General features: G+C 56.1%; 13 protein-coding genes. 10 read left to right on the forward strand and 3 right to left on the reverse strand.

Annotation, left to right across the window (positions count from 1 at the left end; translation table 11 throughout):
• The first annotated feature begins 88 nt into the window (after positions 1–88).
• The 4 genes from H8K27_RS00090 to H8K27_RS00105 all read left to right on the forward strand — a co-directional run bounded on the left by H8K27_RS00090 (position 89) and on the right by H8K27_RS00105 (position 2,770).
• Positions 89–982 (forward strand): methylglyoxal synthase, encoded by an 894-nt coding sequence (locus tag H8K27_RS00090; RefSeq protein WP_186861967.1) that lies wholly within the window; start codon positions 89–91, stop codon positions 980–982.
• 60 nt (positions 983–1,042) lie between these two features.
• The gene (locus H8K27_RS00095; protein WP_186861221.1) at positions 1,043–1,531 is read left to right on the forward strand and encodes a phage regulatory CII family protein; all 489 of its coding nucleotides are present in this window, start codon (positions 1,043–1,045) and stop codon (positions 1,529–1,531) included.
• A gap of 73 nt (positions 1,532–1,604) precedes the next feature.
• Positions 1,605–2,180, forward strand: a complete 576-nt coding sequence (locus H8K27_RS00100) for a chromate transporter (protein WP_186861222.1) — start codon at positions 1,605–1,607, stop codon at positions 2,178–2,180.
• On the forward strand, positions 2,177–2,770 hold the full coding sequence (locus H8K27_RS00105; protein WP_186861223.1) for a chromate transporter: 594 nt from the start codon (positions 2,177–2,179) through the stop codon (positions 2,768–2,770). Before H8K27_RS00100 ends, H8K27_RS00105 begins: the two co-directional genes overlap by 4 nt.
• Before the next feature lie 9 nt (positions 2,771–2,779).
• On the opposite strand, the gene H8K27_RS00110 is transcribed toward H8K27_RS00105, so the two are convergent.
• Both H8K27_RS00110 and H8K27_RS00115 read right to left on the reverse strand, forming a co-directional pair.
• Positions 2,780–4,180 (reverse strand): DUF1501 domain-containing protein, encoded by a 1,401-nt coding sequence (locus H8K27_RS00110; protein WP_230418760.1) that lies wholly within the window; start codon positions 4,178–4,180, stop codon positions 2,780–2,782.
• 7 nt (positions 4,181–4,187) lie between these two features.
• The gene (locus H8K27_RS00115) at positions 4,188–5,912 is read right to left on the reverse strand and encodes a DUF1800 domain-containing protein (protein ID WP_230418762.1); all 1,725 of its coding nucleotides are present in this window, start codon (positions 5,910–5,912) and stop codon (positions 4,188–4,190) included.
• 346 nt (positions 5,913–6,258) lie between these two features.
• Here H8K27_RS00115 and H8K27_RS16405 point away from each other — a divergent pair, with 346 nt between their 5' ends.
• A complete protein-coding gene (locus tag H8K27_RS16405) occupies positions 6,259–7,110 on the forward strand; it encodes a hypothetical protein (protein ID WP_186861224.1) in 852 nt (283 codons plus the stop codon).
• Here H8K27_RS16405 and H8K27_RS00125 read toward each other — a convergent pair.
• Positions 7,085–7,414: a hypothetical protein gene (locus H8K27_RS00125; RefSeq protein WP_186861225.1), complete on the reverse strand. Its 330-nt coding sequence runs from the start codon at positions 7,412–7,414 to the stop codon at positions 7,085–7,087. The two genes, H8K27_RS16405 and H8K27_RS00125, sit on opposite strands and share 26 nt — an antisense overlap.
• Positions 7,415–7,620: 206 nt before the next feature.
• Between H8K27_RS00125 and H8K27_RS00130 the strand changes: the two genes are divergently transcribed.
• From H8K27_RS00130 to H8K27_RS00150, 5 genes are all read left to right on the forward strand, one after another.
• On the forward strand, positions 7,621–9,078 hold the full coding sequence (locus tag H8K27_RS00130; RefSeq protein WP_186861226.1) for an aminotransferase-like domain-containing protein: 1,458 nt from the start codon (positions 7,621–7,623) through the stop codon (positions 9,076–9,078).
• A 162-nt stretch (positions 9,079–9,240) separates the two neighbouring features.
• Complete coding sequence (locus tag H8K27_RS00135; RefSeq protein ID WP_186861227.1) at positions 9,241–10,551, forward strand: dicarboxylate/amino acid:cation symporter; 1,311 nt, start codon at positions 9,241–9,243, stop codon at positions 10,549–10,551.
• Positions 10,552–10,706: 155 nt separating this feature from the next.
• Entirely contained in the window at positions 10,707–12,047 is a 1,341-nt protein-coding gene (paeA, locus tag H8K27_RS00140; protein WP_222610556.1) for a polyamine export protein PaeA, read from the forward strand.
• An 89-nt stretch (positions 12,048–12,136) separates the two neighbouring features.
• The gene (locus H8K27_RS00145) at positions 12,137–13,411 is read left to right on the forward strand and encodes an Hsp70 family protein (RefSeq protein WP_186861228.1); all 1,275 of its coding nucleotides are present in this window, start codon (positions 12,137–12,139) and stop codon (positions 13,409–13,411) included.
• Between the two features lie 72 nt (positions 13,412–13,483).
• Positions 13,484–15,733: a bifunctional diguanylate cyclase/phosphodiesterase gene (locus tag H8K27_RS00150; protein ID WP_186861229.1), complete on the forward strand. Its 2,250-nt coding sequence runs from the start codon at positions 13,484–13,486 to the stop codon at positions 15,731–15,733.
• Positions 15,734–15,742: the final 9 nt, after the last annotated feature.

Below are 15,742 nucleotides of genomic sequence, written 5' to 3' on the forward strand. Positions count from 1 at the left end.
AACAAAATGTAGGGAAACTACTGACGGCAGAAACAAGTCCCGCTACACTGCCGGATATCCGCAACCGTTTCAGGATTTTACTGTGACTCTGCCATCTGTGAAAAAATTACGTATCGGCCTGATCGCCAACCGCTCTCATCAGGATGCGGCAAATTCCGCCCTGGTGCAACTGATCAGCGGCGCACGCCATGCGATTCATTTTCTGCAGCCTGAATTCGTGGTCGTCGGCCGTACACTGGATGCCATGATAACGCATGGCCTGCTGGATATCTGCCAGCATGTCGAACGTTTTCCTTATGGCCGCGAAGGTGGCCTGATGAAACTGGTGTCGCGGGTTGTCGATACTGATCCGGCGCGTGCCGTCGATGCAGTGATTTATCTGATTGATCCGGTCGATCCTTCTTCCGTGTTTCCTGAGGCCGTCGCGCTGAAACGGCAATGCGTGATTCATAAAAAACCCTTTCTGGCCACACTGGCCAGCGCCCGCGAATGGCTGGAACTGGAAGCCGTTTCGCGCGGTGCAGCGGCCGATGCCAGTCTGCAGTCCAGCTTCGATTTGCAGCACGAAGGCATCGCCCTGATTGCGCATGATGCAATGAAAGAAAAAATGCTGACGCTGGCTGAAAAACACTTTGCCCTGCTGGACCGTTTTGCACACCGCTACGCCACCGGAACCACGGGCGGATTACTGAATCAGCTGGCACAGAAAATCAAAGGCGAGGAAGCCGGTCGCAACTGGGTCAGACCTTTTCTGTCCGGCCCGCTGGGTGGTGATGCCCAGCTTGCCGAACTGGTGCTGGAACGCGCAATCCGCCGCATTCTTTTTCTGGAAGACCCGCACGTGGCACGCCAGCATGAAGCGGATATCCAGCTGCTGGAACGTGCTGCCCGCACCGTGACCGGCTTTGCACAGGTCGTCAGCGAAGTGGGTGGCGCAGACCACTGGCTGACTTGCCTGAACCAGCGTGCCCGCCTGTCCTGATCTGTTTTCCGGTGTGATTTTTCCGTTAATTTTTGAGTTTATTTTTTTTCAGCCATTTTTATGACCCGCAAATATTCCGATATGAACCAGCACGATGCGCTGTATAAGGTTGCCCGTGCCTACCCCGGTGGACTGGAGGCACTGGCAGCCCGTCTGGATATGTCGGTCAATGTTCTGAGAAATAAACTGGCGCCGGGCATTGAAACTCATTACCCGTCTTTTGAAGAACTGTCACTGATCATTGAGCATTGCCATGCAGCAGGCGTCAAAGAAGCCCATCTGCCTTTGCACGCACTGCTCGGCAGACACGGACTGGCGGCGTTTGTCGTCCCGGAACCGGCCGAAGTCAGCGAAGACGATCTGTCGCAAACCGTGTGCCGGGTGATGAGCCAGGTCGGCGATGTGGCCGAAGCGGTTTCCACCGCCCTGCTTGATGGCATTATCACGGATGCCGAAGCGGACCTGATTGAACGGGAATTTCAGGGTGCGCTGACTGTGCTGGGCGAGTGGCGCGCCCGCATCCGCGCGCGCCGCCGCGCGCAGGACTGAAAACGGGCGATTGCCAGCACAAGCGCCAGCACCGCATTACAATCAGGGCTCCAGCACCATTTCACAGCCGACGATGTCCAGCGAACCGACCGAACCTCACCCGCAACCCGCTTCCCTGGCGGATCTGTTTTTTTCTTTCACCCTGCTTGCCTTGCAAGGTTTCGGCGGCGTGCTGGCGATTGTCCAGCATGAGATCGTGGAGCGCAAACGCTGGCTGACGCCGGAAGAATTTGTCGAGGACTGGGCAGTGGCGCAAATCATGCCGGGCCCGAATGTCATGAATCTGTCGATGATGGTCGGCAGCCGTTATTTCGGCCTGCCGGGTGCCATCACCGCGCTGGCCGGCATGCTGCTGGTGCCCATGATGATCGTCTTGCTGCTGGCGCTGGTATATGCGCAATACGCCCAGCATCCGGGCGTCACTGGTGCGTTGCGCGGCATGAGTGCCGTCACATCGGGGCTGATTTTTGCAACCGGTCTGAAATTAATCCCTGCGCTCAACAACCATCCTCTGGGACGCCGGCTGGCGCTGCTGTTTAGCCTGTTGTGCTTTATCTGCGTGGCCTTGTTCCGCCTGCCGCTGGTTTACGTGTTGCCCGGACTGGGTTCGCTCAGCTGGTTTATGGTCTACAGGAAATTCAAATCATGACTGCCGCACCGCATTTCCTGCATATTTCTATGAGCGGCGCAGAGTGGTTCGATCTGTGGCTGCATTATCTGATGTTGTCGCTGCTGTCGATCGGCGGCGCAATATCGACCCTGCCGGATATGCACCGTTATCTGGTCGATCATCAGCACTGGCTGACGGATGCGCAATTCAATGCTTCCGTGGCGATAGCGCAGGCAGCACCGGGGCCGAACGTGCTGTTCATCGCATTGATGGGCTGGAATGTCGGCATCAATACCGGCAGCATGTGGATGGGACTGTTCGGGGTGTTGGTCACGATGTCGGGCATCCTGCTGCCCAGCACCACGCTGACCTATACGGCAGCGCGCTGGGGTCATAAAAACCGGGAATTACGGGTAGTGCGCAGTTTCAAACTCGGGATGGCACCGATCGTGATCGGTCTGTTGCTGGCAACCGGCTGGATCATGACCAGCGTACACCAGGTGCCGCAGCGCGACTGGCCGCTGTGGCTGCTGTCGGCCTTGTGCGCGCTGGTGGTATGGCGCACGCGGCTGCATCTGCTGTGGCTGCTGGCGCTCGGTGCCGTGCTCGGCTGGTTCGGACTGGTCTGAACCAGCTGCTCAGACAAAACCCAGATTGCGGCTGCTGGCGTTGTAATTCACCAGATTCGGCAACAGCATCAGCAGGTCGCTGTCCGACACGCCAAACCATTTTCCCAGCGTCGCGGCATACTGATCGACCGAAGTAGTCGGCAGCAATCTTCCCTGTCCCACATCATCCGGGCCATTCGAGGCAATAACCGGCGGCGTGCCGAAATAACGCTGGCCGTTCACTGCGCCACCCAGCACAAAATGCATGCTGCCCCAGCCGTGATCGGAGCCGTCATTATTTCCACTCAGGGTGCGGCCAAAATCGGAGGCCGTGAATGTCGTCACCTGATTCGCCACACCCAGCTCAACAGTCGCCTGATAAAAAGACGATAAAGCATCGCCCAGCGTTTTCATCAGATTCGGATGCACGGTCAGCAAACCATCGTGCGTATCAAAACCACCGATAGAAACGAAAAATACCTGCCGCTTTGCACCCAGCGTCCCGGCGACGGAAATCATGCGCGCAACCAGTTTGAGCTGATCCGCCAATCCATTTTTAGCAGGAAAAGCCGTCTGCAGGGCAGGTGCTGCCGCCAGTGCACCGGACAGTACGGCATTGGCATCAATCGCCCGCTGGCTGATGCGGTTATATTCGTTTTCAAACAAATGCGTGCGGCTTTGCGTAACCAGCGTCTGCAGGGCCGCCGAACAGGCAGAAGATCCGAACAAAGGCGCCTGCAGCCCGCTAAAAGGCACCGAACCATTGGTTGATACCTGGTATTGCACCGCGGTATTACCAGACAAATACACTGCATTGCCGGATACATTGACGCAGGTAAATGTCGAATGGGTATTCCCCGCCTGAAACAGGTCACCAATGCGCCCGCCCCAGCCGGTCCGGGCACCTTCCGGCGAACTGGATTGCCAGACCGATTGCTGGTCGTTATGCGAAAACAGTTTAGGCGGCAACGGCACGCTTTTATTCGTGTATTGCAGCTTGCTGGTCGGCTGCACCAATGTACCAACATTCAGCACGACCCCCATTTTCCCGGACTGAAACAGCGGCACCAGCGGCGCCAGATTCGGCGCCAGCGCATATTGGTGGCGAAATCCGGCACTATCGGCCGGATCAGACAAAGCGGTCAATGCGGTCGCTGTCACCGCATCACGGCTGTAACCCAGCGTGGGACGCAGCTGGTAGTAAGCGTTATAGCCGCTGGTATCATAAGGAATCAGCGTGTTGCCGTAGTCATTGCCGCCATACAGAAACACGCAGACCATCGCCTTGTAATCGCTGGCCGTAGCCGCTGCAGCCTCCGACATGGCCGCCAGATTCACCGCCCAGGGCGTGGCGATGCCGGCGACGGACAAAGCAGAAGCACGTTGCAGGAAAGCACGGCGGGAAGCATTCATCGAACCTGGATTGTGCATAGTTTTCTCACTTCTGAACGATAAATTCCGGAGACGCCAGCACCAGCGTCAGGGCTGCGTAGATTCGGTTGTAACGTTTCGCATCGGTTCCCACCGGCATGCTGCTGATCGCTGTGCTCAGCTGGGACAAAGTTGCATCGCTAAGCTGGCCTGCTGCCAGCACTAGATTGATTTCATTCAACAGTGCCCGCTCATTTTCCGCCAGCGGCAGCAAACTGCTGTAGTCCGGCACCAGATCAGCATTTCCCAGACTCACGATACGTTGCATGAAATTCACATAACCCACTACCGTCGATTCATTCGTGATCTGAAATTCCGGTGCAACCAGTGTCGCAGCAGCGATCGATGTATTCGGCGGCACATAACCGGGCCGGAAAAAATTGAATACCGAAGGTGAGCGCAAAGGACTCTGCCCCAACCGGCCGGCCGTATCGCTGGTATTACCGATATTCCACAGGTCGCTGGCAGAACTGACGTTGTACGCTCTGGCCCAGTTTGCAAAACGCAACACCGGTTCACGCAATTTGCCAAACTGCGGACTGCTGGCAATTGACGTATTTCGTGCTTCATCATCGAGCAAAATTGCTTTGATCACTGCGCCGAGAGAGCCCCTGACACCTTTGCCGTCATTCAGAAACACCGCGCTGATACGCTGCACGTAAGCCGGAGAAGGATTGCTGGTCACCAGACGCTGGATCAGTTGGCGGCTGATAAACGGTGCAACATTCGGATGCGCAAAAATAATATCCAGCGCCGCTTTCAGACTTTGCTCACCCGTCAGACCTGCAGGTACGGTGCTGCCGAGAAAAGTCGAAGCGCCGGTTTCATGACGGGCCGCAATCTGAATCATCGGACGGCGCAAGAAATCCGGTGTATCCGTTTTGCTGACCGTCAGGTCAAAATCCCAGCCGGTAAAAACTCTGGCCAGCCCGGTAATATCATTGAGGCTGTAAGTTTCCTGCGGCACGCCATTGGCCAGCGCAGGCGTCCCGTCGGCATTCAGTTTCAGCAGTCCGATGGAAAACAGCTGCATGATTTCACGTGCATAGTTTTCATCCGGCAAAGCGCCGGTTTTCGGATCGTATTTCACATTACCGCGGAATGTCAGGTATTGCCCCATCGCGGCGCTGGTAGAGATCGCCTCCAGCAGGTTGCGATAATTGCCGAAACAGTTGGCTGCCAGCAAATCCACGTAGCTGGCAGCAGAAAAAGCGCGCCAACCGGCACCGACCAGACCATCGATGCTGACGACGAAAATTTCCGATAAAGCCAGCGTGACGCGCTGGCGCAGGGTATCTGTTGAATAGATCAGCTTGCGCCAGATCGCCGAATCAAAACCGTTTTCGGTATTAATGTTCGTCGCTGCGTTATACCCTTTTGCCATCAGCCAGTCCCAGCAGCTCATGGACACAGGCAGCGCCATCTGCTCATCAATCCAGCCGGCATACCCTAAGGTCTGCACCCGCGTAATCTGGTCGTGAGTGGCGCCCATCGAAACCTGCGCCAGAAAACGTGACGCCTGTTGGGCAGAAATCGCGCCTCCGCCGGTATTCGCCGGCGGGGTATTGTCGGGAGGAACCGGACTCTGCGAACCTCCTCCGCCTCCGCCGCAAGCGCTCAGCAAAGCAGCACTGGCGGCCAGCGCGGCAGGTATTCTGGCAGAAAAACCCTCTGCGACCGGCATCGTCTCGGCGAGCGTTGCCGACTTCACATCATTATTCTCATCCAGCATGGAACTCTTCCCTTCTTTCGATACCCAATCAGCAGCACTGCCGTTCGGCAGCAGGAGTCAGACTTGGGCTTAGCTTAGATCAGTTTGAGAAAATTACCTATATGCATTTGTAAAAATGTACACTGAATCTTGTGAGGTTTCGAAAGAATTTTGAAAGAAAACAGCGACATCAGAGGCAAGGTCAGCTTTCCAGTCTGTTTTTACGTTAAGTCTTGTTACATTTTTTTAAAAGGGAGTCCAGTTTGATCGGCCAGGCAATGGAAAATCTTCAATCTTTGTTACAGTGACCGACTGAGATTCGGTTATCCTTGCGAACTCGTCATACAGGCATTCCTGACCACTATCCATGAAGTTGAGTATCGAAGCACCCGGCAATGAGGTGACAGAACCCGGTGAAATTCATCTGCACATCCGGTTCCGCCCTGCCAGCATCACCGGAATAGTGGTTGTTTTGCTGATTCATGCGCTGCTGCTGTATTTTCTGCTCAATATGCATCCGCTCAAGAAGCAGAAACAGGGTGACGATGCCGCCTCGCAAGCGCCAATGGTGCTGATTCTGGATAAAACGGCCATCGCCAAAATGACGCAGCCGGAACCCAAAAAATCCGCACCGAAGCCGCCGGTAATCCCGCACACCAAAAAATCGATCACCCCGCCGACCCCGCAACAGACAGCCCCTGTCGTCACCGCCCAGACCACGGTGACGCCGCCAGCACCGATTGTTGAAACACCGCCGGCACAAGACATGATGAGCATGCTCAATGCTGCCCGCGAACGCCGGCGGGCGCAGGAAGAAGCGAATCAGGATCAGGCCGCCAACCAGACCGGACGCGGCATGACGCCGCAGGAAGTGGCCGAGGCGAATGTGCGGCACAGCATGCAGCGTGCCGCCGGCAGGGAAGGCACTGGCGGTGTATTCCAGATTCTCAGCAAAAGCACGCGCATGGGCAGTTTTTCCTTCCGCGGCTGGCGGCCAAACTCCAATAGCAGCTGGAAGCAGGTCATTGAAGTCGATGCCGGTCTGGGTGGTAATGTCGAGCTCGCCATTGTCCGGCGCATGATTGAACTGATACGCACCCATTATCAGGGTGATTTCAGCTGGGAATCACGCCGCCTTGGCCGCGTGATCACCCTGTCAGCGCGGCCACAGGACAGCGCCGAGCTGGAAGCATTCATGATGAAAGAATTTTTCGACTGAGCATCCGCCATTGCATGCGCAGCCGCGACAGCCACGCGGCACCCAGGCGTATCAGCGCCCCCTGTTCTGCCGGCGGTGCTTCATATAGCAATTCACTTGAGCGGCAGGCCGTCAGCAACAGCCAGCCAGAACGGGGAACCGTATAAATCCCCCCGTCTTGCAGCGGTAGCGCCACATCAAAGCGGAGCCTCTCCAAATCACGGCTTTCGCTCACTGTCACCTGACCTGTACTTAAATGAAGGCGGCTGCCTTTGCTGGCATAGAAATGTACCGTCTGCTGCGCCCGTAACGTCGTGATATGCATGATGACTCCTGTCTGCTGCGTTGGACAACTGGCGCAAATACGCCCGTTGCATGGAAAACCACAGCGTAAACAGAGACTGCCTTGCATAACAGGGACAGAAAAGCACTATCTGTATCGCATCACAGTATTTTTTTTAAAGCTGTTATTATCAAAATTTACTGAAACTGTATCTTTGTCGCCCGCGCTCAAGGATGGATCATCTGTTCATGCACACCACGCCCCTCTACCGCCAGCTTGCCGATTATTATCTGAGCGCCATCCGTGCCGGAACGCTGGCCACCGGCGACCGCATGCCGTCGGTACGCAAACTGATGCAGAATCATGCCGTCAGTCTGTCGACTGCCTTGCAGATGTGCCGCTATCTGGAAGCAGAGGGCTGGCTGGAGGCGCGTCCACGTTCCGGCTATTTCGTGCGCCAGCCGCGCCGCATCCGGCTGGCGCCGGCGTCCGAGCCGCGACCAGCCACCATGATCGATCCGGCGCAGTTCGTCGGCATCCACGAACGGGTATCCGCCATCATCGCGCAGGGTCAGCGGCCAGTGCGGATCAACCTGGCGCGCGCAACCGGTGCGCCGGAACTGTATCCGCACCAGCAATTGCGCCAGCTGGCCAGCAGCCTGCTGCGCCAGCATCCTTACCTGCTGACCAAGGCCATTTCGCCCGGCGGCAACCGCGAATTAAAGGCAACGCTGGCAAAACGGTCACTGGATGCCGGAATCAGCACCTCCGCCGAGGAAATCACTATCACGCATGGCTGCATTGAAGCGCTGAACCTGGCGCTGCGCGCCGTTGCCCATGCCGGGGACATCATCGCCGTTGAATCGCCGACGTTTTACGGTTTGCTGCAGGTACTGGAAAGCCTGGGCATGAAAGCGCTGGAAATCCCGACCAGCCCCAGTACCGGCATCTCGCTGGAAGCGCTGGAGCTGGCCATGCAGACCTATGACAATATCAAGGCCGTGGTGGTGGTGCCGCATCTGCAGAATCCGCTCGGCAGCATCATGCCGGACGACCACAAGCAAAAACTGGTCAGGCTGTGCGAAGCCCGGCAGATTCCGCTGATTGAGGATGACTCGTACAGCGCGCTTGCCAGCAGCGACCGCATCCCGACCGCGGCAAAACACTGGGACCATACCGGCAATGTGATTTATTGCGCTTCCCTGCACAAAGTGCTGGCGCCCGGCCTGCGGATCGGCTGGATGCTGGCGGGGCGCTGGCAGGCGCGGGTCAATATGTTCAAGTATGCACAGACCCGCTATAACGAAGAACTCTCGCAACTGATTGTCGCCACCTTTATGCAATCGAGCAATTACGACCGGCACCTGCGCAAACTGCGCGCCACCCTGAGCGCGCAAAGAGAGCAGATGGCCGAAGCGATTGCCACCTATTTCCCGGAAGGAACCCGTCTGACGGTGCCGGATGGCGGCGTCTCGGTATGGGTCGAAATGCCGGAGCAAGTCTCATCGAAAGCCGTTTTTGAGGCTGCGTTGCAAAAAGACATCCTGATCTCGCCCGGCCTGTTGTATTCCAATTCAAATCGTTTTAACCATTTTTTACGATTGAATTGCGGCACCCGTTATTCTGACGGGCTCGACTCCGCCCTGCGCACACTGGGCAAAATCATTCTGGAAGCCAGAGACGCCACCCAGTCTGCCGCCGCCTGAATAACAACAATCTAACAACAATTTGCTTAACGTGTGGAAAGCCACAATTGCCGCTGTCTGAAGCATTTTCGATAATGCGCCCATCCACGGAAATATATCCGTAGGGCTGTCACATATCTGCGTCCCGATCTGTGACATGGTCACTCACACCGGAGACTCAGTATGCGTTCGCAACCTATTTATAAATCCCTGTATTTTCAGGTGATCTCTGCCATCGTGATCGGCGTTCTGCTCGGTCATTTTTATCCCGAAACCGGCGCTGCCATGAAACCGCTGGGCGATGGCTTCATCAAGCTCATCAAAATGATGATTGCCCCGATCATCTTCTGTACCGTCGTGGTTGGCATCGCGGGCATGGAAGACATGAAAAAAGTCGGTAAAACCGGCGGCATGGCACTGCTGTATTTTGAAGTTGTCAGTACCCTGGCACTGATCGTGGGTCTCGTGATCGTCAATGTGCTGCAACCTGGCGGCGGTATGCATATCGATGTTCACAGTCTCGACACCAAAGGCATCGCCGCCTATACCGGCCCGGGCAAAATGCAGACCGTGACAGACTTCCTGATGTCGATCATCCCCAGCACTTTCCTGGACGCGTTTGCCAAGGGTGAAATCCTGCAGGTTCTGCTGATCGCTGTATTTTTCGGCTTTGCCCTGCACCGTTTCGGCGGGCGCGGCACGCTGATTTTTGATTTTGTTGAAAAATTCTCCCACGTCCTGTTCGTGATCGTCGGCTACATCATGAAAGCCGCCCCGATCGGCGCATTCGGCGCGATGGCATTCACCATCGGTAAATTCGGCGTCAGCTCCCTGCTCTCTCTGGGTTATCTGATGATGACGTTTTACCTGACCTGCCTGATTTTCATCTTTGTCGTGCTGGGTGTGATCGCCAGATTTCACGGCTTCAGCGTCTGGAAATTTGTGAAATACATCAAGGAAGAATTACTGATCGTGCTCGGCACATCCTCGTCCGAATCTGCATTGCCGGGCATCATGGCCAAACTGGAAAAGCTGGGCGTGAAAAAATCCGTGGTAGGTCTGGTGATCCCGACCGGTTATTCGTTCAACCTCGACGGCACCTCGATTTATCTGACCATGGCTGCGGTGTTCATTGCGCAGGCAACCGATACCCCGATGAGCCTGATGCAGCAGATCACCCTCTTGGCCGTGCTGCTGCTGACCTCCAAAGGGGCGGCAGGCATCACCGGCAGCGGCTTCATCGTGCTGGCAGCGACACTGTCCGCGGTTGGCGGCATTCCGGTTGCCGGCCTGGCCCTGATCCTGGGAATCGACCGTTTCATGTCAGAAGCCCGTGCGCTGACCAACCTGGTCGGTAACGGCGTCGCCACCATCATCGTGGCGAAATGGGGCAACGATGTGGATATGCGCAAGCTCAGCGACGGTCTGAATCAGGTCGCACAGGATGATGAAACCGATTATGAACACATGATCGCCACCCAGAAGCATCTGTAAGCCATCACCGGCATAGCCAGCTTTCCCCAACAGGCGGACACAAAGTGTCCGCCTTTTTATTGCCTGCCGAATCCGGCAAGACAACAGCGCTCCTGTCATTTTGCGGATGCCTTCATGGTATATGATCATGACATCTGACGAACTGAGGAGTGAACATGGCTCTGTTTGATCACTTTCTGGTGATTGCCATTCTGGTTGCCTGCAGCGCTTTTTTCTCGATGGCAGAAATCTCGCTGGCAGCCGCGCGTAAAGTCAAGCTACAGGTGCTGGAGGCCGAAGGAGAAAGCCGCGCAGCGCGGGTGCTCGAACTGCAGCAGGACCCGGGGCATTTTTTTACCGTTGTGCAAATCGGCCTGAATGCCGTCGCGATTCTCGGCGGTATTCTGGGTGAACAGGCATTGACCCCGTATTTCGCCGGCGTGCTGCATTCGCTGTTCGGCAACGACGCATGGATAGACAGCGCCGGCTTTCTCGGCTCTTTTCTGTTTGTGACCTCGCTGTTCATTCTGTTTGCAGATCTGATGCCGAAAAAACTCGCGATGATTGCGCCGGAAAAGGTGGCGATGCTGGTCGTCACCCCGATGCAATGGTGCGTGCGTCTGTTCAAGCCGCTGGTCTGGCTGTTTAACGGTCTGTCGGAGCTGCTGTCCCGCGCCCTGCATCTGCCGACCGAACGCGATGAGCAGATCACTTCCGACGAAATCTATGCGATGGTGGATGCCGGTGCGGAAGCCGGCATCCTGCAGGCACGGGAACATCACATGATCGGCAATGTGTTTGAACTCGAAAGCCGCACCGTGCCGAGCGCCATGTCACAGCGCGACAGCATCGTCTACTTCACCCTGCAAGACAGCGATGTCACGATCCGGCAGAAAATTGCCGATCATCCGCACACCAAATTTCTGGTTTGCGATGGCCACATTGATCACGTCGTCGGTTACGTGGAATCCAAAGACATCCTGAAACGGGTTCTGACCAATCAGGCTTTTTCCAAAGTGCAGGAATTATCCATCCGCACCGCGCTGGCGGTGCCCGATTCGCTGACCTTGTCCGAAATGCTGGAACAATTCAAAGGCACGCGGGAAGACTTTGCCGTCATCCTCAATGAATATGCGCTGGTGGTCGGCGTGATCACGCTCAACGATGTCCTCAGCACGCTGATGGGCAATCTGGTGCATCCTTTCCTTGAAGATCAGATCGTCCGGCGCGATGCGGACTCCTGGCTGATAGACGGCGCCACCACGATTGAGGATGTGTGCCGGGCGCTGGAAATCGATGCCTTGCCGGAACAGGGCAGCTATGAGACCATTGCGGGCTTTATGATGACGATGCTCAAAAAAATCCCGAAACGCACTGATTTTGTGATGGTCGGCGATTACAAATTTGAGGTTGTCGATATCGATCATTACCGGATTGATCAATTGCTGGTCGTGCGCTGCGGCGATAAAGCGACTCCGGAAGCGGAACCGGCGCGGAACGCAGCGCGTCAGTCATAACAAGCGCCAAGCGCACCCCGGATTCCGCCGCCACCGTTAACCGTCATGCCCTCTTGCACCGAGAGGCGTATTCGCTATCAGGAAGTTTCATGTCACAGGCTTGTGGAGTAGATTTTGGCACCTCAAATTCAACCGTCGGCTGGCAGCACGCCGGACACACCGGGTTGCTGGCGCTGGAGCAGGATAAGCTGACGCTGCCGTCGGTGGTTTTTTTTAATGCGGAAGATCACCAGACCAGCTATGGCCGCGCAGCACTGGCCGATTATCTGGCAGGCTATGAAGGGCGGCTGATGCGGTCGATGAAAAGCCTGCTCGGTACCAGCCTGATTGATGGCCAGACTGAAGTGGGTGGCAAGGCTCTGCCGTTCCGTGAATTGCTGTCACGGTTTATCGGCGAGCTGAAACGCCGCGCCGAACAGTCGGCTGGCCGTTCCTTTTCGCAGGCTGTATTCGGGCGTCCGGTCTTTTTTGTCGATGACAACCCGCAGGCTGACCGGCAGGCACAGGACACCCTGCAGGAAATTGCGCAGTCCGTGGGTTTCCGGGAAATTCATTTTCAGTTTGAACCGATTGCTGCTGCATTTGATTATGAATCACGGATTGAGCGCGAAGAACTGGTGCTGGTTGCCGATATCGGCGGCGGCACATCGGATTTTTCACTAGTACGCCTGTCGCCGCAAAGAGCCCATCTGACTGACCGGCGTGACGATATTCTGGGTAATGGCGGGGTTCATATCGGCGGAACTGATTTTGACAAATACCTGAGCCTCGCACACGTCATGCCGCTTTTGGGCATGGGCGGACAACTGTCTACCGGCGTGGATGTCCCGTCCAGCTATTACTTCAATCTGGCCACCTGGCACACCATTAATCTGGCTTACACGCAAAAAGTATGGCGCGAACTGCAGGAAGTCTATCGTGACATCCAGAATCCGGGATTGCGGCAGCGGTTTGAACGCCTGCTGCATCTGGTAGAAGACCGTGACGGCCACTGGCTGGCAATCAAATCCGAAGAGGCCAAAATTCTGCTGTCGAGTCAGCCCGATATCCTGCTGCCGCTGGAACGGCTGCGCAGCAAAACGCCGGCGCCCGCCTGCATGCTGGCACTGGATCAGGCCGGGCTGGAATCAGCGATTGCCCATCTGAGCCAGAGCATTGCCGCAGCCGTCACCCAGGTCATACTGCAGGCCGGTGTCGCTCCGGAACAGATTGACACGATCTTTTTCACCGGCGGCTCCAGCGGAGTGTGTGGTCTGCGCCAGCAGATCGCCAGCGTGATTCCTCACGCCCGCCAGGTGGAAGGCGATCTGTTCGGCAGCATTGGCAGCGGCCTGGGCATGGACGCCGCACGACGTTTTTCCTAGGCTGGAACACGCTGACAGTCTGGGTTATACTCCAACGCGGTTCCCCTGCAGGATCATCCAACCGGAGGCGGCATGTCTGATGACAATGATGAGGCGCTGTTCATTGAGGAAGACACCGACGCGCATGCACCGCAACAGCAAGAGCGCTGCTGGAAAATCGCCATCGTCGATGACGATGAAGACGTCCACAAAACCACCTGCTTTGCACTGCAGTTTTCACACATCCTGCAACGCCCGCTGAAATTCATTCATACCTACTCCAAAGAAGAAACCCGCCGCGTCTTTTCCACTGAATCTGATATTGCCGTGATTCTGCTCGATGTCGTCATGGAAACCGAGCATGCCGGACTGGAGCTGGTCAGCTACATCCGAGATGAACTGAAATGGCGCGACACCCGGATTATTTTACGTACCGGCCAGCCCGGTTATGCTCCCGAAGAAGATGCCATCCGCGACTACGACATCAACGATTACAAGACCAAAAGCGAGCTGACCCGTAAAAAATTGCTGACTTCGCTGACCGCAGCCATCCGTTCGTACGAGCAGATCCGGATGATCGATGCCAGCCGGCGTGGCCTGCAACAGATCATCGAATCCAGCGCAACATTGACCTTTGATCACGGCATCCAGGCCTTTGCTGCCGGCGTCATTACCCAGATCGCGGCGCTGTGCGGCGTTCCGCCGGAAGGCCTGTTATGCGCACAGGGAGAGCCGGAAGAAGAAAACCGGATCCAGCAGTTCAATGTGGTCGCTTCCGCCGGACAATACAGCCATCTGATGAATTGCAGCATTAGCGAAATTGCACATTCCGGTATCCGCGATGCCTTGCAATACGTGCTCACACGGCACGAACCGCTGTTCACGGAATACAGCATGACCCTGTATTTTTCCGGCCGGAACAAACGCCCGCTGGCCGCCTATATTGATCTGCCTTATGCCCTTACAGAAATCAATCAAAATCTGCTGGAGATATTCTGCTCCAATATCGGTGTCTGCCTGGATAACCTGAATCTGGTGAACCGGCTCAAGAATCATGCCTTTCACGATCAGTTACTGGATCTGCCGAACCGCGTCAAATTCATTGAAGAAATCAACAACCGCATCACCGCACAATACCGGCATCAGATGCTGGCACTGATTGATATTGATGATTTCGCTGAAATGAACGACGTGCTCGGTCATCACTACGGTGATCTGCTTTTGAAAGCAGTGGCAGACCGCCTGCGTCAGCAACTGGGACAGAATATTTTTCTGGCGCGTATTTCAGGCGACGTGTTTGGCCTGCTCGGCGAAGAACAGCAACTGCTACCGGAAACACTGAAAGCATTGTTCGCCACCCCGTTCAGCTTTGAAGAAACGACCCATGCCGTTTCGTCGTCGGTCGGAATGGTGGCGCTCGACGGCTATGAAGGCGATGGCGCAGAAGCCCTGAAAGATGCCAGCATTGCGCTCAAACGCAGCAAGACAACGCAGCGCGGCAGCTGCACGCTGTTCACCCGTCAAATGGGAATCGAGATCCGGGAACGTGCAACGCTGATGCAGCATCTGCACAAGGCATTTGATGCAAAACGTTTGTTCCTGATGTATCAGCCGCAGCTCGATCTGCGCAGCGGCAGGCTGACCGGACTGGAAGCGCTGATACGCTGGCGCACCGACGATGGCGCGCTGATACCGCCGAATGAGTTTATTCCGCTGGCAGAATATTCCGGCCTGATCGTAAGCCTCGGAGCCTGGGTCATGCGTACCGCCTGCTTCACCATGCGGCGTCTGCAGCAGATGGGTATCGCGCCGGATACCATGGCGGTGAATGTTTCCGTTGTTCAGTTCCGTCAGGATGACTTCATCGACTATGTGCGCCAGGCACTGGAAGACAGTGGATTATCGCCGCACCAGCTGGAACTGGAAATGACCGAATCGGTCACGATGGAAGGTTCAAAGGTATTTGCGCAGCGCCTGCATACGCTGCGGCAAATGGGAGTGCATATTGCGATTGACGATTTCGGCACCGGATTTTCGTCGCTGAGTTACCTCGACAAACTGCCCGCCAACAAGCTGAAAATTGACCGCGCTTTTGTGCGGCAGATCGACACCCCGGACGGGCCGAAAATCGCCGAACTGATTCAGCAGCTGGGTCAGAAACTGGGTCTGCAGGTCATCGCCGAAGGTATAGAAACCCGTCATCACTGGGACACGCTGTTACGCATGGGCTGCGAGCAGGGCCAGGGGTTTTTCATTGCCCATCCGATGCCGGAAGAGGCGCTGACGGCATGGATACAGGCACACCGGTCATCCGCAGGAGACGAAAAAAAGGGCGCTGTTTAAGCGCCCTGA

Origin of the sequence: Cognatundibacterium griseum (assembly GCF_014284195.1) — a bacterium.
GTDB lineage: Bacteria > Pseudomonadota > Gammaproteobacteria > Burkholderiales > Burkholderiaceae_D > Undibacterium > Undibacterium griseum.